The organism is Devosia insulae DS-56 (assembly GCF_000970465.2).
GTDB classification, from domain to species: domain Bacteria; phylum Pseudomonadota; class Alphaproteobacteria; order Rhizobiales; family Devosiaceae; genus Devosia_A; species Devosia_A insulae.
In genome coordinates, this window is record NZ_LAJE02000322.1 from 1 (window position 1) to 16,216 (window position 16,216).

General features: G+C 66.0%; 15 protein-coding genes. 6 read left to right on the forward strand and 9 right to left on the reverse strand.

Translation table 11 applies throughout. The features are described 5' to 3' along the window. Positions 1 to 52: 52 nt before the first annotated feature. The 3 genes from VW23_RS21525 to VW23_RS21535 all read right to left on the reverse strand — a co-directional run bounded on the left by VW23_RS21525 (position 53) and on the right by VW23_RS21535 (position 3,763). Complete coding sequence (locus VW23_RS21525; protein WP_069911550.1) at positions 53 to 1,918, reverse strand: adenine deaminase; 1,866 nt, start codon at positions 1,916 to 1,918, stop codon at positions 53 to 55. 157 nt (positions 1,919 to 2,075) lie between these two features. After that, positions 2,076 to 2,807: a creatininase family protein gene (locus VW23_RS21530; RefSeq protein WP_069911574.1), complete on the reverse strand. Its 732-nt coding sequence runs from the start codon at positions 2,805 to 2,807 to the stop codon at positions 2,076 to 2,078. Next, the gene (locus tag VW23_RS21535) at positions 2,807 to 3,763 is read right to left on the reverse strand and encodes a hypothetical protein (protein ID WP_069911551.1); all 957 of its coding nucleotides are present in this window, start codon (positions 3,761 to 3,763) and stop codon (positions 2,807 to 2,809) included. The genes VW23_RS21530 and VW23_RS21535 overlap by 1 nt, the downstream gene beginning before the upstream one ends. Positions 3,764 to 3,915: 152 nt before the next feature. Between VW23_RS21535 and VW23_RS21540 the strand changes: the two genes are divergently transcribed. From VW23_RS21540 to VW23_RS21565, 6 genes are all read left to right on the forward strand, one after another. Next, positions 3,916 to 5,223, forward strand: coding sequence for an amidohydrolase family protein (locus VW23_RS21540; RefSeq protein ID WP_201788082.1), 1,308 nt, complete (start codon positions 3,916 to 3,918; stop codon positions 5,221 to 5,223). Then, the gene (locus VW23_RS21545) at positions 5,220 to 6,173 is read left to right on the forward strand and encodes a nucleoside hydrolase (RefSeq protein ID WP_141728436.1); all 954 of its coding nucleotides are present in this window, start codon (positions 5,220 to 5,222) and stop codon (positions 6,171 to 6,173) included. The genes VW23_RS21540 and VW23_RS21545 overlap by 4 nt, the downstream gene beginning before the upstream one ends. Before the next feature lie 23 nt (positions 6,174 to 6,196). Continuing rightward, the gene (locus VW23_RS21550) at positions 6,197 to 7,246 is read left to right on the forward strand and encodes a BMP family lipoprotein (RefSeq protein ID WP_069911553.1); all 1,050 of its coding nucleotides are present in this window, start codon (positions 6,197 to 6,199) and stop codon (positions 7,244 to 7,246) included. A gap of 63 nt (positions 7,247 to 7,309) precedes the next feature. Further along, positions 7,310 to 8,854: an ABC transporter ATP-binding protein gene (locus VW23_RS21555; protein ID WP_069911554.1), complete on the forward strand. Its 1,545-nt coding sequence runs from the start codon at positions 7,310 to 7,312 to the stop codon at positions 8,852 to 8,854. Then, positions 8,851 to 9,978: an ABC transporter permease gene (locus tag VW23_RS21560; RefSeq protein WP_069911555.1), complete on the forward strand. Its 1,128-nt coding sequence runs from the start codon at positions 8,851 to 8,853 to the stop codon at positions 9,976 to 9,978. Before VW23_RS21555 ends, VW23_RS21560 begins: the two co-directional genes overlap by 4 nt. After that, positions 9,975 to 10,919, forward strand: coding sequence for an ABC transporter permease (locus VW23_RS21565; protein WP_069911556.1), 945 nt, complete (start codon positions 9,975 to 9,977; stop codon positions 10,917 to 10,919). Before VW23_RS21560 ends, VW23_RS21565 begins: the two co-directional genes overlap by 4 nt. Positions 10,920 to 11,139: 220 nt before the next feature. Here the strand turns inward: VW23_RS21565 and VW23_RS21570 are convergent, their stop codons facing one another. From VW23_RS21570 to ubiE, 6 genes are all read right to left on the reverse strand, one after another. Beyond that, positions 11,140 to 11,892 (reverse strand): HesA/MoeB/ThiF family protein, encoded by a 753-nt coding sequence (locus tag VW23_RS21570; protein WP_069911557.1) that lies wholly within the window; start codon positions 11,890 to 11,892, stop codon positions 11,140 to 11,142. Next, a complete protein-coding gene (locus VW23_RS21575) occupies positions 11,889 to 12,641 on the reverse strand; it encodes a DUF2259 domain-containing protein (protein ID WP_069911558.1) in 753 nt (250 codons plus the stop codon). The genes VW23_RS21570 and VW23_RS21575 overlap by 4 nt, the downstream gene beginning before the upstream one ends. Then, positions 12,595 to 13,053, reverse strand: coding sequence for a dUTP diphosphatase (dut, locus tag VW23_RS21580; protein WP_069911559.1), 459 nt, complete (start codon positions 13,051 to 13,053; stop codon positions 12,595 to 12,597). Before dut ends, VW23_RS21575 begins: the two co-directional genes overlap by 47 nt. A 2-nt stretch (positions 13,054 to 13,055) precedes the next feature. Further along, on the reverse strand, positions 13,056 to 13,682 hold the full coding sequence (locus tag VW23_RS21585; protein ID WP_141728437.1) for a hypothetical protein: 627 nt from the start codon (positions 13,680 to 13,682) through the stop codon (positions 13,056 to 13,058). A gap of 174 nt (positions 13,683 to 13,856) precedes the next feature. Beyond that, positions 13,857 to 15,395 (reverse strand): 2-polyprenylphenol 6-hydroxylase, encoded by a 1,539-nt coding sequence (ubiB, locus tag VW23_RS21590; protein ID WP_069911561.1) that lies wholly within the window; start codon positions 15,393 to 15,395, stop codon positions 13,857 to 13,859. A gap of 4 nt (positions 15,396 to 15,399) precedes the next feature. Continuing rightward, the gene (gene ubiE, locus VW23_RS21595; RefSeq protein ID WP_069911562.1) at positions 15,400 to 16,155 is read right to left on the reverse strand and encodes a bifunctional demethylmenaquinone methyltransferase/2-methoxy-6-polyprenyl-1,4-benzoquinol methylase UbiE; all 756 of its coding nucleotides are present in this window, start codon (positions 16,153 to 16,155) and stop codon (positions 15,400 to 15,402) included. Between the last annotated feature and the right edge of the window lie 61 nt (positions 16,156 to 16,216).

The window sequence follows — 16,216 nt, forward strand, 5'->3', positions numbered from 1 at the left end:
CCCTCAATCCCTCCCCTCAAGGGGGAGGGAGGGGGCCGCGCCGAGCGCCGGACTACCAAACCACCGGATGCACCTCGCCGGTCGAGACGTTGACGAAGCCCTCCGGCGCCAGCGGTGAGGGCGCCACCAGCACCCAGGTCCACGGCGCGCAGGTGAGCGTCGCGAACATCAGCCGCTCCGGAAAGCCCGGGTTCCAGCGCGGGCGGAAGGTCGGCTCGTACATCCAGTCGACCGCCTCCGCGGCCCGGTACAGTGCCTGCATATCGGCGTCGAGCTCCGCCGCCGGGCGCTTACTCATCAACCCGCCGATCTCGAACCGCACCGTCGCCGTGACCTTGCCCTTATGCACCAGCGCCCAGCCGCCCTGTGTCTCCCGCAGCGTGTTGACCGCCAGCGCCATGGCGGCATCGGACGAGCCGCAGGTCCAGATATTGTGCTTGTCATGCGCCACCGAGCAGGCAACCGCGGTATCCGCATCGCGCGGCCCGCAGCCGCGCCAGAACATCTTCGCCACCTTCCCCTCGCCCGAGAAGCGATCGACGATGGCGAACTTGGTGAGGTTCTCGCTCTCGAGCCGCTGCACCTCGCCGCCTTCGACCGGCAGCTCCATGGTGTAGAAATCCGGGTGCCAGTGGAATGGCCGGATCACCGCCGCCTGCATGGTCTTTCGTCCCGGCGCCGCCTTGATGGCGAAATCCTCGGGGGTGATGTCACGCCGGATATTGATGGTCCGCGTTGCCCATGCCGGCCAGGCGATATCCGGCACCTTGCCGATGAACGTCGTGCCTTCCGAAATCTGCGCCCCATCAGCCCAGACCTTGGCGATCTTCAGCGACGCGACATCGTCAAGCAGCACCATGTCGGCGAACCGCCCGGGCGAGATCGAGCCGACCCAGGGCGTCAGCCGCATGTGCCGCGCCGGGTTGATGGTGGCGCACTGGATGGCGATCTCGGCCGGCAGGCCTGCGGCGATGGCGGTGCGGATATTGTGGTCGGTGGCGCCGGTCTCGAGCGTCAGCGTGGCGCTGCGGTCGTCGGTGGCGAAGGCCACCTGGCTCCAGTCGACCAGCCCCTTCTGCAGCAGCCCGGTGACGATCTCGGTCATCGAGTGAATGCGGATCTCGATGAACAGCCCGTGCCGCAGTTTGTCCCAGGCTTCGTCGGCCGTCATCATTTCATGGTCGGAGGCAAGGCCCGCCGCAGCGAAGGCGTTGATTTCGCTGAGGGTACGGAGACCGGCCCCGTGGCCTTCGACCACGCCGCGCGCCGCGAACGTCGCCTCGATCATTCCCCATAGCCGCTGATGCGAGGGGTTTTCGGGGTTCCACACCGCCGGCCAGTCCATCACCTCGTCGAGCCCGGTGACCATCGGGCTGGCGGCCATGAATTTCGCCTGCTCGTCATGGCCGAAATACCCGCCGCCCCACTCGTAGGCAGTGGGCGGCACGGCCGAACCCGGCTGCGGAAACACCTTCAGCGGCGAGCCCGCCTGTCGCGCCGTCAGCCAGAACTCGAGGTTGTGTGGCCCGTCGACATTGGAGAATTCGTGGCTCGCCTCGCAGGTCCAGGTATTGCCGCGCGGCATCACCAGAGCCGCCTCCCATTCCGGCGTCAGGTGCGAGCTCTCGATATGCTTGTGTACCTCGCCGAAGCCCGGCACCGCGGCAAGTTTCGGCTCGTGGAAACGCTCCTTGACCTGCCCCTGGTATTCGCCCGCCGGCCCGACCCAGGCGATGCGCCTGCCGCGCATGACGATCTCCTGGTCGTGCATCCAGGTGCGCGAATGCACGTCGAGGAGTTTGCCGACCCGCAGCGACCGATCGGCCGGGCGCTTGCCGAGGGAGACCAGCAGCAGGTCCTGCCGGATTTTGACTTCGTCGGCGGCGGTGATCAGCAGGTCGTCGGGGAGGGAGGTCATACAGATGTCCTATTGATAGAGACGGCCCCCTCCCATCCTCCCCCATGAAGGGGGAGGTGCCCCGCCAGTGCGTTGGGCACGATCGAGCCACAGCCTCGACTCTTCACCTCCCCCCTTGTGGGGGAGGCCGGGAGGGGGCCGTCTGCTTCAGTCATGTTCAAATTCCGTGCTTCTTTGTCCATAGACCGATGAGCCTCAGGCTCTCCGCCGCGATCCCCCCGATCAGCTCTTCGCCCTTCTGCGCCGTAGCCGGCCGCGGGTCGCCGAAGACGCCCGATCGGTTGAAGGCCGAGAGCTTCATCGGCTCGGCGCCGAACAGCTCCGGGAACTCCGGATATTCCGGCGCGGCGCGCTCCATGCGGACGGTCTCCGGCGCCAGCGCCAGCATCATCGAGGTCTCTACCTCGTCGGCGTGATAGAAGCCCGGCCCGGCCGGCTCGCTCTCCATCAGCTCGGCGGCCAGCGCCTCGAGCCTGGGATAGTCGAGATGCAGCACCGGAAAGCCCGCTTCGCTCAGCGCCCGCGCCGCGAGGTTGATCGGCTCGCGATTGCCAAAGTGCCCGTTGACGGTGATCAGCCCTTTCACCCCCATGCGCTGCAAGCCGCGGCCGATATCGGTGATCGTGGCGCGGATCGTATCGGGCGACAGCGACAGCGTTCCGGCCCAGTCTTCCGCCGTCCATGCGTCGCCATAGGCGATGGCCGGCAGCAGCAGCCCATCGCACCCCTCGGCGATTCGCCGGGCGACGCCGCTCGCCAGTACCGTGTCGGTGAGAAGCGGCAGGTGCGCGCCATGCTGCTCCACCGCGCCGACCGGCAGCACGGCGATCAGTCCCTTGGAAATGGCCGCCGAGACGTCTTCCCAGCTGGCGCTTGCGGTATCGAGCATCACGCCCACCCTACGATTGATATTGGCGCATGAGGAGCAAGCTTGCCGAACAGCTCCGTGACGCTCAGTGCATAGTCGACATTGCCATTGAGCCGCGTTCCGAGCGCCGCCTCGGCGATATCGGCTGCCTCATAGCCATGCGCGATAAGGTTGATCATCGCCGCCTGCAAGGGGCCCATGGTCGGATTGAAGGCAACGCTCTCGACCGAGAAGCCCGAGACCATCTGCCCATCGCTGAGCGCCAGCACCACCGCGCCTGGGCATTTGCTGTAGGGCGCATGGGCGCGGCGGCCGGCATCGAGCAGCCGGTCGGCGATGGTCGTGGGCCAGTCATTGGCAGCGAGGTCGAGGCTCGCGTCATAGGCGCCGGCGATGGCGCCGCGCTCGCCCAGATAGTCGGGATCGAACGGCCACGGGTAGAGCTGCGCCATCGTGAGCCGGTGCCCGAGCGGGTCGATCAGCGTCAGTTCGCGGCTCCCGGCAAACTCCGAGAGGTACTGTCGGCAATGGGCACAGGGATGCGCTTCGCCGAGCGCAATGGTTTCGATCGTCGTGCCGCGCGTGGCGGCGCGGGTGAACACGAACCCCTCGCCGTGGATGGTGAAGCCCAGATGGGTGCCGGGGAATTCCACATTGCCGCCAAGGATCAGGTTGCCGGTTTCGCGCTCCAGCCCGACCGCGCCGACGAAGAAATTCGAAATCGGCTGCCGGGCGATCCCCCGTGCCGGCGCCAGCGCCAGAAGCATCAGCTCCTCGACGCTGCCGAGCCCGAAGCTTTGGCGCAGTATCGTCACCTCGGAGGCGAGCACGATGCTGCCCAGATTATCTTCCGGTCGGCGCGCTTTTGCTGCCACCAGCTCAGCGATTGCTGCACCGAGCCGGTCGCCGATTGCAGCGCTCTGGCGGTCAAATCGGGCGGCGATGTCGGGGTCTGCCTGGAACGGATTGAGGCTCACTTCAGGTGCCTGTGTCCTGCCGCGATTGCATTTGACAAGCGGCTTTTGAGTGTCGTTAGATCGTCATGTAAACCGGTTTACCGGACGGGGGTCAAATGGGTTCAACGCTTATCCACGGAGCGACGGTTCTCTCCGTGGACGCTGAAAATCGAGTGTTCGAGGCTGGCTTCGTCGCCATCCACGACGGTCGGATCAGCGGTGTAGGACCCCGCGACGCTACTCCCAACCCGTCCGGCTTCGACGAGGTGTTCGACCTGACCGGACACCTCGTCATGCCGGGACTGGTGAACGCCCATACCCACTCGGCGATGGTGCTGTTCCGCGGCCGCTCGGAAGGCCAGAGCCTGCTCACCATGGAGGGCTGGTACAACTCGATCCGCGAGCCGGAGCTGTCGCTTGTCGCGTCCGATATCGGCCCCGCCGTGGCGCTGAGCTGCGCCGAAATGGCGCTCTCCGGTACCACCACCTTCTGCGACCAGTATTTCTTTGCCGAGGAGATCGCCGACGCCGTCAAGGACGCCGGACTGCGCGCCGTCATCGCCTACGGCATCGTGCAGCTCGGCGACGAGCGTCGCGGCGCGGAAGAGCTGGCCAAAGCCACCGCTTTCCTCGAGCACCAGCGCTCGGCCGATGGCCGCATCGTCCCGTGGTTCGGCCCGCACGCCCCCTATGTCGACAACACCGAGGCCCTGTTGGTCGAGGAAGTGGCGGTCGCCAATGAGTATGGCGTCGGCCTCCACCTCCATATGGCTTGCGGCCCGGAGGACAACGAGGAGACGCAGCGTCGCTACGGCACCACGGCGGCGGTGGCGCTTGAGCAGCTCGGCTTCTTCAAGGGTCGCATCCACGCGGCGCATTGCATCGACCTCAGCGATGAGGACATCGCGGTGTTTGCCCGCGCCCCGCACGCCTCGGTGTCCTACAACGCCTCGGCCGGCCTCCGGTCGGGCCGATCGGGCATCTGCCCGGCCGTGAGCCTGAGGGCCGCCGGCGTCACAGTGGCGCTCGGTACCGACAATGTCGCGGCCAACAATTCCTACGACATGGTCTCGGAGATGCGGGTCGCCGGGCTGGTTGCCAGCCACCGCGAAGGCGTAGCGCAGCCGCTGTCGAGCCGCGACCTCATCCGCATGGCGACCATCGAAGGCGCCAGGGCGCTCGGCCTCGAGCACGAGATCGGCAGTCTCGAGATCGGCAAGGCTGCCGACATCGCGGCCTTCGACCTCAGCGGCGCCGGCTATTCCGAGACGCCGGACCCTGAAACCCTACTGGTCTATTCGGGCAGCGGTCGCGACCTGCGTCACCTTTGGGTGGGTGGCGAGCAATTGGTGCAGAACCGCAGCTTGACGCGCCGGCCCTTTGGAGACATCCGACAGACATACTCGGCGACTTACGCCGAGTTCTGGAACCGCGTCCAACAAGCCAGGACGGACGCCAAGAACAAGAAAGCAGTAGCTTGACCGAACGGACCTTTATTTTCGACAGCGACGGTGGCGTCGACGACGCCCAGGCGCTCATTCTGCTGGTTGCCAACGGCAAAGTGCCCGACCTGATCACCACGGTGTTCGGCAATGTCGGCCGCGACCAGGCGACCACCAATCTCCTCGCCACATGCGCCCAGCTCGGCGTTTCGATCCCGGTGCATCGCGGCGCCGACCGCCCGCTGACCCAGCCGATCATCGACGCCAAATACGTGCATGGCGATGATGGCCTCGGCGGCGCGCCGCGTCCCCCGAGCCAGGACACCCATGCCTCCGACGATGGCGTCGGCGTCCTGATCCGCACCTTCAACGCGGCGAAGGCCAAGGGTGAGAAGGCCGACATCCTGATGATCGGCCCTTTGACCAACCTGGCGCTGGCGCTCCGGCTCGATCCTTCGATTGTCGATGGCATCGGCACGCTCACCATCATGGGCGGCAACGTCTATGGCCGCGGCAACACCACGCCGGCCGCCGAGTTCAACATCTATGCCGATCCCGAGGGCGCGCATGTGGTGCTGACCGCTGGTATCGAGACAGTGGTGATCCCGTGGGAGCCCTGCCTCACCCACTTCATGGTCGGCGAGAAAATCGACGCGTTGTTTGCCGGCATCCCGGCTTCGCCGCTCAAGACCTTCAACGAAGCGCTGCAGAAGCATGCCCGCGAGAACGGCATCCGCCGCGGCCTGCCCGATCGCTTCCTCTATGTCGATCCGCTGGCTGCCGCCGTGGTGCTCGATCCCTCGATGGTCACCAAGTCGATCGAGGCCTCATCGAGCGTGGCGCTCGCCCCCGGGATCACCCGCGGCATGACGCTGGTCGATCCCTCCGGGCGCCTCGGCACCCCCAAGATTACGTTCGTCGAGGAGGTCGATGTCAGTAAGGTCGACGCGCTCTACGCCGTATCCGCCGCCTATTCCCCCAAGCATTAGAACAAACGCAAACAGGAGTGCGCATGTCTCTGATCTCGACTTTGGCCAAGGCCGCAGCAGGTACTCTGCTCGCCGCCTCGATGATGATGTCGACGGCGATCCCCGCCGCCGCCCAGGAATACACTAAGGACAACCCGCTCAAGGTCGCGTTGGTGCTTCACGGCACGCTCGGCGACAAGAGCTTCTTCGATGACGCGGCCGAGGGCATGAAGACGGCGCAGGCCGAGCTGCCGGTGACCGTCAAGATCATCGAGCTGGGCTATGACCGCTCCAAGTGGCAGGCCGGCCTCGCCGATGCCGCTGACTCGGGCTACGACGTGATCATCGCCGGTACCTTCGACATGACCGGCTACATCGTCGAACTGTCGCCGGAATATCCGGACGTGAAGTTCATCGATTTCGATGACGCGCCCGATTACAGCGCCTGCGAATGCAAGAACGTGCTGGGCGTGCAGTACACCACTGCCGCCGCGGGCTACCTCGCCGGCTTTGCCGCCGCCAAGATCTCGAAATCGGCAACGCTGGGCACCATCATTGGCATGGAATTCCCGACCGTCACCGACTTCAAGACCGGGTTCGATCAGGGCGCCAAGGCGGCCAACCCCTCGATCAACATCCTCAATGCCGTGGCCGGCTCGTTCAACGACCCTGCCAAGGGCAAGGAAATCGCCCTCGCCCAGATCAACCAGGGCGCTGACGTGGTGTTCCCGATCGCCGGCGGCACCGGTATCGGCTCGCTCCAGGCGGTCAAGGATTCGGGCAAGCTCGCCGTCGGCGTCGACAGCGACCAGGCGACCATCTTTGCCTCCTCCGATCCGGCCCAGGCCGATGTGATCTTCACCTCGGTGCTGAAGAAGGTCGGCCATTCGCTGAACCTGGCGCTGAAGGGCACGCTCGACGGCACGGCGCCTTATGGCTCGCGCCAGCTGCTCGGCATCAAGGACGGCGCCGTGGGGATCGCCAAGAACGCCTGGTACGAGAAGCTCGTGCCGGCCGATGTGCGCGCCGAAGTCGACGCCATCGAAGCCAAGATCATCGCTGGCGAGATCGAAGTCGCCACCGACATGAAGTAAGCTGACGGGCCCCGCGGCAACGCGGGGCCCACTTTGTTTTGACGGTGCGCAGAGCGGGGCAGCATGGCGCTTCTGGAAGCAATCGGGATCGGCAAGACCTATCCCGGCGGGGTGGTGGCCAATGACGGGGTGAACCTCGTCATCGAGCCGGGCGAGGTTCACGCCGTGGTGGGCGAGAACGGCGCGGGCAAGTCCACCCTGATGAAGATCCTGTTCGGCATCGAACAGCCCAATGCCGGAACCCTCCTGCTCGACAACAGGCAGGTGCATTTTTCGAAGCCGCGCGAAGCCATCGATGCGGGCATCGGCATGGTGTTCCAGCACTTTTCGCTGGTCCCGAGTTTTTCCGTCTACGAGAACGTGGTGCTCGGTTCCGAGCCCCGGGCTGGCATCCGGCTCGATCGCCAGAAGGCGATCGCCGAGGTACAGGCGCTCAGCGACAAGTTCCGCCTGAAGGTCGATCCGCTGCCGCCGGTGGGCTCGCTGCCCGTCGGCCAGCAGCAGCGCGTCGAAATCCTCAAGGCGCTCTACCGCAATGCCCGCATCCTGATCCTCGACGAGCCGACGGCCGTGCTGGCGCCGCAGGAAGTGCAGGAGCTGTTCGTCGCCATCCGCTCGCTGGTGGCGCAGGGCAAGACCGTGATCTTCATCGCCCACAAGCTGCCCGAAGTGCTGGAGATTTCGAACTCCATCACCGTGATGCGGCAGGGCAAGACCGTCGGACAGGTCAAGACCAAAGAGGTCACCGAGAAGAGCCTCGCCGCCATGATGGTGGGGCGCGAAGTGAGCCTCCGCGTTGAGCGCAAGCCGACCGAGCAGACCGAGCGCGTCGCCTCGGTCAGCGGCCTTCGCATCGTCAATGCGCGCGGCACCGAAGTGGTGGCCGGGCTCGACCTCAACGTCTATGCCGGCGAGATCGTCGGGCTGGTCGGCGTCGAAGGGAACGGCCAGGCCGAAACGCTCGAGGCCATTGCCGGGCTGCGGCAGGTGGCGGCCGGCGACATCGTCGTCGCCAACCAGAACGCCAACCCGCTGAGTGTCCTGCAACGGCGTGGCCTCGGCCTCGCTTCGATCCCCGAGGATCGCATCGCCGAGGGCCTCTCCACCGGCTCGACCGTCGCCGAGAACCTCGTCGCCACCCGCCTCAATGATAGTCGCTATGTCCGCGGCGGCCTGCTCGACCTCAAGGCGATCAAGGCGAATGCGCAAAAGCTGATCGAACGGTTCTCGATCCGCGTTGGCGGACCCGGCTCGGCTGTGGGCACGCTGTCGGGCGGCAACATGCAGAAGGTGGTGGTGGCGCGCGAGCTGAGCGAGCAGCCAAAACTGCTTCTCGTCAACCAGCCCACCCGAGGCGTTGACCTCGGCGCCACGCAGTTCATCTGGCGCACCATCACCGATGCCCGCGACAAGGGCGCGGCCGTGCTGCTGAGTTCGGCCGACCTCAGCGAATTGCTGGCGCTCAGCGACCGGCTGCTGGTGCTCTATCGCGGCAAGATCGTCGCCGCCTTCCTCAATACCCCGGACCTCACTCCCGAAACGCTCGGCACCTACATGCTCGGGCTCTCGACCCAGACGGCAGACGAAATGCAGGCGGCCCTCAAATGAGCAATATTCCCGCCATCGACCGTAACTCTCGCTGGAAGACCATTCGCCGCGAAGTCGGCCGCGCCGTCGGCGCCCTGGCGATCGCGCTGCTGGTCACCTTCATCGTGGTGCTGCTCACCTCCAAAGCGCCGCTCGAGGCCATCACCCAGCTGCTCACCGCGCCCGCCTCGAAGCCGCGTACCATCGGCCTCTGGCTCGATGATGTGGCCAAGCTCACCATTACCGGGCTCGCCTTCTCGCTGGTGTTTCAGGCCCGGCAGTTCGCCATGGGCGTGCAGGGGCAGGTCTATATCGGCGCGCTGGCTGCCAGCTACGTGGCGCTGTCGCCGCTCGGCGCCAGCTGGGCCGGCATCCCGCTCGGCATCACCGCCGCCATGCTGGCCGGCGCCATTTACGGGTTCCTCCCGGGCATCGCCAAGGCCAAGCTCGGCGCCAACGAGATCGTCTCGTCGCTGATGCTCAACTACATCGCCATCGAGGTCTGCAACTTCCTCGTCCGCACCAGCCTGCCCAAGCCGCAGCCGGGCGTTCTGACCACCAACGATTTCCCTGACAGCGCCGTGTTCCCGCAGCTGATCAAGTTCGACGGGCTCAACGTCACCCGGCTCGACCTCGGCCTGGTCTTCGCGCTGATTGCGGTGCTGGTGGTATGGTTCGCGCTCTATCGCACCAGCTGGGGCCTGAAGCTCCGGCTGGTCGGGCACAATGCCCGCTTCGCCGAATATTCCGGCATCAAGGCGACCTTCATCATGGTCTCGGCGATGACCGCCTCCGGCGCGCTGGGCGGCCTCTTGGGCTCGATGTTCGTGCAGGGCCAGGGCTATGGCAAGCTGACCGTGCTGTTCGAGGGCGGGCTCGCCTTCGAGGGCATCCTCGTCGCCATCGTCGCCCGCAGCCGACCCCTGGCCGTGCCGATCGTCGCGCTGTTCTACGGCTATCTCAGGCAGGGCGCGCAGCTGATGAACATCCGCACCGACGTGCCGGCTGAAGTGATCGGCGTCGTCACCGCCATCATTATCCTCCTCGTCTCGTCGTCCTTCTCGCTCAACTTCATCACCAGGCTGTTCAAGCGCAGTCCGGCGCCGGCAGCCGCGCCTGCGACCGTCGGGGGTGCCGCCAAATGATGGAACTGCTCATCACCGTCTTTTCGGCCACCTTCTTCGTCACCATCATCCGCACCACGACGCCTTTGTTGCTGGCGACACTGGGCGGTCTCATCGCCGATCTCGGCGGGGCGCTCAACGTGGCGCTCGAGGGGATGATGCTGATCGGCTGCCTCACCGCGGTGATCGTCTCGGTCTATGCCCCGTGGTACGTCGCGGTCGCCGCCGGGCTCGGCGCCGGGGCGCTGCTCGGGCTGATCATGGCGTTCTTCGCCTTCCGCCTGAAGGCCGACATCATCCTCGTCGGTTTCGCCATCAACATCCTCGCGGCCGGCGGTACGGTGTTCGCCCTGGCCATCGCCACCGGCGGCGACAAGGGCACCTCGATCAACCTGCAGTCGAAGGCCGTCCCGGCGGTCGATCTCAGCTTCCTCAGCGCCATCCCGGGTATTGGGCCGGTGCTCAAGTCGTTCCTCTCCGGCCACTCGGTGCTGAGCTGGCTTGCGGCCTTCCTGGTCTTTGCAGTCTGGTACTTCCTCTACCGCACGCCCTGGGGTCTGTGGCTGCGCGGTGTCGGCGAGTATCCGGCGGCGCCGGAAGCGGCCGGCATCCCGGTCAACAAGATCCGTACCTTGAGCCTCGTCGTCTCGGGCGCTCTGGCCGGCCTCGGCGGGGCGCAGCTGGCGATGTTCAACTATGTCGGCTTCACCCGCGACATGACCGCCGGCCGCGGCTTCATCGCGCTCGGCGCCGTGCTGCTCGGCGCCCGCCACCCGGTCGGCGCCTTGCTGGCAGCGCTGCTGTTCGGCGCCTTCGAAGCGCTGGCGGTGGTGATGCCGGGCCTCTTCAACGACATCCCGGCCGAGCTCATCCGCATGATCCCGTTCGTCGTGACCATCGCGGCCCTGGTGCTGTTCTCGATCCGAGCCCAGCGCGCCCTGGCTTTGCGTGGGGTGAAGTAGGGGTACGGACGAACGGTCGGTCCTGTGGATCACCACCGACACCGGCCGTCATCCCGACGAAAGTCGGGACCCAGTGCTCAGGCTTCTCCCAACGCAGGATCCTGCCGACCTTGCTGTGATGGACCGGGCCGTGATGTGCCTATCCTACCGTCCGAGCAGTGGGTCCCGGCTTTCGCCGGGATGACGGCCGGTGGGTGGGGTGAGAGCGCGGCAGTGGCCGCTAATAGTTCAACTCAGTGAAACGCGCCGCCCGTCCATCGTACAGCAGCAACCGCCCGACCAGCGGCTCGCCGACGCCGGTGATCAGTTTGATCGCCTCCATCGCCATCAGTGTGCCGATGACCCCGGTGACGGCGCCGATGACGCCGACCACTTCGCACGACGGCAGGTCGGCTTCATCAGGGGTGTCGGGGTAGAGGTCGCGGAACTGCCTGGCGCCAGGCATGAACACCGTGACCTGACCATCGAACATCGAGACGGCGCCCGAGACCAGCGGGAGCTTCGCGGCTTCGGCGGCTTCGGCGACGATCTGGCGGGTGCCGAAATTGTCGGTGCCGTCGATCACCATGTCGTAGCCGGCGAGCAGCCGCGCCGCGTTCTCCGAGCTGATGCGCTCGATATGCGGGATGTATTCGACATGCGCGTTGAGCCCGGAGACGAACGCACCAGCGCTTTCGGCCTTGGGCGTGCCGATGCCGATGCTCTGGTGGATCATCTGGCGCTGCAGGTTCGAGAGCGACACCGTGTCATGGTCGACCACGCCGAGGGTGCCGACGCCGGCCGCGGCAAGATAGGCGATCAGCGGGCTGCCGAGCCCGCCGGCGCCGATCACCAGCACGCGCGCCGCTTTCAGCTTCTGCTGGCCATCGCCGCCGACTCCGCGCAGCACGATGTGGCGGGCGTAGCGCTTGATCTCGTCGGGGCTCAGCGCTGTCGTTGCGGCGGGCCTGCTGTCCGTCACGGCGTCCGTCATGGACGGTTCACGATCGGCACGGCAATGAAGCGCCGGTCCGGGCCCTCAAAACCCCGCGAGAACACCGAGATGATGGCAACCGGCGTCAGGTTCCGCCACGCCCAGTTGACCGGCGCGACGACGGCGCTCAGTTGGTAGTCGACAGTGCAGTTGCGCGAGGCGGGGACGGAGTCGTCGCGATACATCAGCGTCGCCATGCGGTCGGACGGCTCGAACGTCAACTCAAAGCCCACCGGCGGCTCGAAGCCGAAATCCTCGACACAGCGCACCGTCGAGGTCGAGGGAAAGGTCGAGAGCGTCAGCGTCGCGGTATCGTCAGGCCCGGAGAGTCCGACGCCGGGCGTGCCGAACTTGATAACCTTGCGATCCTCGACCGGCTCGGCGTCGGCATGCATCGCGGCGAACACTGCCGGCTCGGTGATCGCGAGCTTGGCGATCGCCGCGGCAGCCGCTTCAGCCGACTTGGTGCGCACTGTCGCAAGGCCCGGCTGTTCGTCTTCGAGCATCACCCGGAACGGCGAGCCACCTGCCCATTTGTCCTCGGTGACATCGAGGATGAAGATGTTGGAGTAGGGAAAGCCCGAGCCGTCCTGGACGCCGAATTCCTCGTAGGCGAGGTAGCGGCCATCGGCGGAAAAGCCGAGTGCGGCGAAATCGGCGGCGTCACCGGCAAACGCCGGAGCGGCCACCAGAGCCAGAAAGCTAGCGACCAGTCGAACCGAAACCGCCTGCACCACGCTCAGTCGCATCGAGATTCTCCCTGAGTTGGAAGTCTATGCCCGAAACCGGCGCCACCACCATCTGGGCGATGCGGTCGCCACGCTGGATGGTGAATGGCGCGTCGCCGTGATTGATCAGGATGACTTTGATCTCGCCGCGATAGTCGGCATCGATCGTGCCGGGCGTATTGAGCACGGTGACGCCGTGCTTGGCGGCGAGGCCGGAGCGCGGCCGCACCTGCGCCTCGTAGCCGGCCGGCAGCGCGATCGCCATGCCCGTTGGCACCAGCGCCCGCTTGCCGGCTTCGATCGTCATGGTCTCGGAAGCGCCGAGCGCGGCGAGGAGATCAACCCCTGCCGCGCCCGTGCTCTGTTGCCGCGGAGCCTCGAGGCCCCGGCCGTGATCGAGCCAGATGAAGTCGACTGTGACCCGATCCGTCATGGTCAGCGGGTATCGACGACCGCGAACAGCTCTTCGGGCAGGTTGGCCGTGCCGTCGAGCAGTTCGGTGAAGTTCAGCACCATCTCGGCTGCGTTGTCGCCGACCTTGGTCATGTTGGTCTCGGTGATGCGCTTGCCCTTGATCCGGATCGTGGCGGTGTGACCTTCGAAATAGGTCTTCATCATCGCCTTGGCCTGCGCATCCTCGGCGCCGCCGGCGCCGGCGCCTTCGCTGATCTGGCTGGTCATCTCGTTGGTCTTGAACGCCACGCGCACGACGCCCGGGCTCACCACGGTGAAGCTGGTGTCGGAGTTCGGGCCATCGTCGGTGGTCAGCGTGGTGAGGTCGCCTTCCTTGATCGTGGTACAGGTGCCGCTGCCATCCGCGTTCTCGGTCAGCACGTCGCCTTCTTCCTTGCAGAACGCATCGGACGAATCGGCATTCGCGCCGCCGGCCTCGGCCATCTGCTTGATCATCGGGTAGAACTCGGAGCCCACCGTCATCACGGTGGTGGTTTTGCCGGTGGTCTCGCTCAGCACGTCGATCTCGGCCGTAACGTCCATGCAACCAGCGAGCCCGGCGCTCAGCAGCACGATGCCGGCCAGTCGGGAAATGGTCTTCAGGGTCATGAAATTCTCCTCAACATCGCCCGCCGCATTGCCCCCGTTGTAGGAGCCGGTCCCAAGCGCCGCAAGCGTCATGCCGCCTCGGTATTGCCCCAGTGATGAACGCTTGATGAACCGTCGTTCACCGGCCGCCTACCCCCACTGGGCGCTACGGCGTCCCGGAACGGCGAGCTGAAATCACAGTCCCAGCAGCCGCCACAGGGCGACCAGCAGCACCGCCGCGGCGAGCCAGAATCCTGATACCAGCATGAAGCGGTTGAACTTGCGATCGGGCGAGTTCTTGTCGCGTTCATAGTCCTCGAGTGCCGTCTCGGCCTTGTTGACGATGGCAGGGAGCCGGCCCAGCGTCATCACCACGGTGTCGAAGTGATCCTTCAGCTCCTCGAGCCGGCCGAGCGGGCCAGCCGAGCGGCGCACCCAGTCGCCGACGATCGGCTCCGAGATGGTCCAGATATCGAGCTCCGGGTCGAGCGCCCGCGCCACCCCTTCGACCAGCACCATGGATTTTTGCAGCAGGATCAGCTCCGGCCGGGTCTGCATCTCGAACAGCTCGGTGGTGGCGAACAGCTGGCCCAAGACCTTCGCCATCGAGATGTCGGAGACGCGGCGGCCATGCTGTGGCTCGCCGATGGCGCGCAGCGCCAGGGCGAACTCGTCGATCGACTGGCTGCGCGGCACATAGCCGATCTCGAAATGCCGCTCGGCGATCAGCCGATAGTTGCGGGTGATGAAGCCGTAGAGGATATCGGCGAGGAAGCGCCGCTCGCGCCGGGTGATGCGGCCCATGATGCCGAAATCGACAGCGACGATGTTCTGGGTTTTGGGGTCGGCGAACAGGTTCCCCGGATGCAGGTCGGCGTGAAAGAAGCCGTCGCGCACCGTGTGCAGCAGGAAGGCCTGGAGGAGGTTCTTCGCCAAAGCCTTGCGATCGACTCCGGCGGCATCGAGCGCCGCGTTGTCGCGGATCGGGATGCCATCGACCCAGGTGGTGGTGAGGACGGTATCGGAGGTGAAATCCCACATCACCTTGGGGATCACGAAGCCGGTATCATCCTTGATGTTCTCGTAGAACTCGGAGATCGCCGCGGCCTCGAGTCGGAGGTCGAGCTCGATGCGGGCCGAGCGGTCGAGCGTGGCCACCACGTCGACGGGCCGGAGCCGTTTCAGCTTGGGCACCAGGGCCTCGGCGAGTTTTGCGCCGGCATACTGGCTCTCGATATCGGCGTGGAAGCGCTCGCGAATGCCAGGTCTGAGGATCTTCACCGCCACGGTGCGCCGGCCATCCTCATCGGTGAGGGTGGCCTTGTGCACCTGAGCGATGGAAGCGGCCGCGACCGGCGCCGAGAAATCCGTGAACTCGGTAGCGCGTGCGCCAAGCGCTTCGGCGAGGAGGCCCGGGACGAGCTTGTCGTCGAACGGGTCCATCTTGTCCTGCAGCACCGCGAGATCGGCGGCCACATCCGCGCCTACGATGTCGGGGCGTGTGGCGAGGGTCTGGCCGAGCTTAACATAGGTCGGGCCGAGGCGGTTGAGCGCTCGGGTCAGCCGCTCGACCCGGCCGGAGCGTTTCACTTCGCCGCGTTCGAACAGCCGACCGAAGCGCACCCCGGCCTGCATCACCGGCGGCAGCGCATCATTGTCGAAGATCGACAGCGCGCCTTCGCGCGCCAATACGAAGCCGGCCCGGGCCAGCCGGAAATAGGCGGCGAGCCCCATGGCGTCAGAGCTTCCAGGCCGCGTGCAGCGCCGCGATGTTGCCGGTGAACGGCGTGTGGGTAACTCGCTTGAACCCGGCGTCTGCAATCATCTTGCTGAAGTGCTCTGGGGTCGGGAACTTGCGGATCGATTCCACCAGGTACTGGTAAGGCTGTGCATCGCCGGTGACGGCGCGGCCGATCGGCGGAATCACCCGGTCGGAGAACGCCTTGTAGACCTCCGACAAAACCGGGGTATCGACCTGGCTGAACTCGAGGCAGAGGAACCGCCCGCCACGCTTCAGCACGCGCTGCGCTTCCTTCAGCGCCAGCGGAATGCGCGGCACGTTCCGGATGCCGAAGGCGATGGTATAGGCGTCAAAGCTCTCGTCTTCGAACGGCAGCGCTTCGGCATTGGCTTCGACGAACTTCACCTGGGCCGGGAAGCGCCACTTGTGCGAACGCTCCTCGCCGACCCTGAGCATGTCGGCATTGATGTCGGAAACCGTGACCTCGGCATAGCCGACCGAGGCGTTGACGATGCGCTCGGCGATGTCGCCGGTGCCGCCGGCCATATCGAGCACCCGGTAGGGCACGCTCCCCTGCTTGGGCGGCGCCAGCCGCGCCACCATGGCGTCTTTCCAGACGCGGTGCACGCCGCCACTCATCAGGTCGTTCATCAGGTCGTAGCGATCGGCGACGCGGTGGAACACCTCGTTGACGAGGCCCTGCTTGTCGTCGAGGGCGACCGTCTGTTCGCCGAAATGCGTGGTCTCGCCCATGCTCTGTCTCCGGATTGCCGGCGTTATAGCGGATGGGGCGGATGCTTGCCATGCGGGAAAC

What these genes read in the sequence shown, in the direction of transcription:
- VW23_RS21525 (WP_069911550.1), bottom strand. Translation starts at nt 1,918, where the DNA reads ATGACCTCCCTCCCCGACGACCTGCTGATCACCGCCGCCGACGAAGTC.
- VW23_RS21530 (WP_069911574.1), bottom strand. Translation starts at nt 2,807, where the DNA reads ATGCTCGATACCGCAAGCGCCAGCTGGGAAGACGTCTCGGCGGCCATT.
- VW23_RS21550 (WP_069911553.1), top strand. Translation starts at nt 6,197, where the DNA reads ATGTCTCTGATCTCGACTTTGGCCAAGGCCGCAGCAGGTACTCTGCTC.
- VW23_RS21555 (WP_069911554.1), top strand. Translation starts at nt 7,310, where the DNA reads ATGGCGCTTCTGGAAGCAATCGGGATCGGCAAGACCTATCCCGGCGGG.
- VW23_RS21560 (WP_069911555.1), top strand. Translation starts at nt 8,851, where the DNA reads ATGAGCAATATTCCCGCCATCGACCGTAACTCTCGCTGGAAGACCATT.
- VW23_RS21565 (WP_069911556.1), top strand. Translation starts at nt 9,975, where the DNA reads ATGATGGAACTGCTCATCACCGTCTTTTCGGCCACCTTCTTCGTCACC.
- VW23_RS21570 (WP_069911557.1), bottom strand. Translation starts at nt 11,892, where the DNA reads ATGACGGACGCCGTGACGGACAGCAGGCCCGCCGCAACGACAGCGCTG.
- VW23_RS21575 (WP_069911558.1), bottom strand. Translation starts at nt 12,641, where the DNA reads ATGCGACTGAGCGTGGTGCAGGCGGTTTCGGTTCGACTGGTCGCTAGC.
- dut (WP_069911559.1), bottom strand. Translation starts at nt 13,053, where the DNA reads ATGACGGATCGGGTCACAGTCGACTTCATCTGGCTCGATCACGGCCGG.
- VW23_RS21585 (WP_141728437.1), bottom strand. Translation starts at nt 13,682, where the DNA reads ATGACCCTGAAGACCATTTCCCGACTGGCCGGCATCGTGCTGCTGAGC.
- ubiB (WP_069911561.1), bottom strand. Translation starts at nt 15,395, where the DNA reads ATGGGGCTCGCCGCCTATTTCCGGCTGGCCCGGGCCGGCTTCGTATTG.
- ubiE (WP_069911562.1), bottom strand. Translation starts at nt 16,155, where the DNA reads ATGGGCGAGACCACGCATTTCGGCGAACAGACGGTCGCCCTCGACGAC.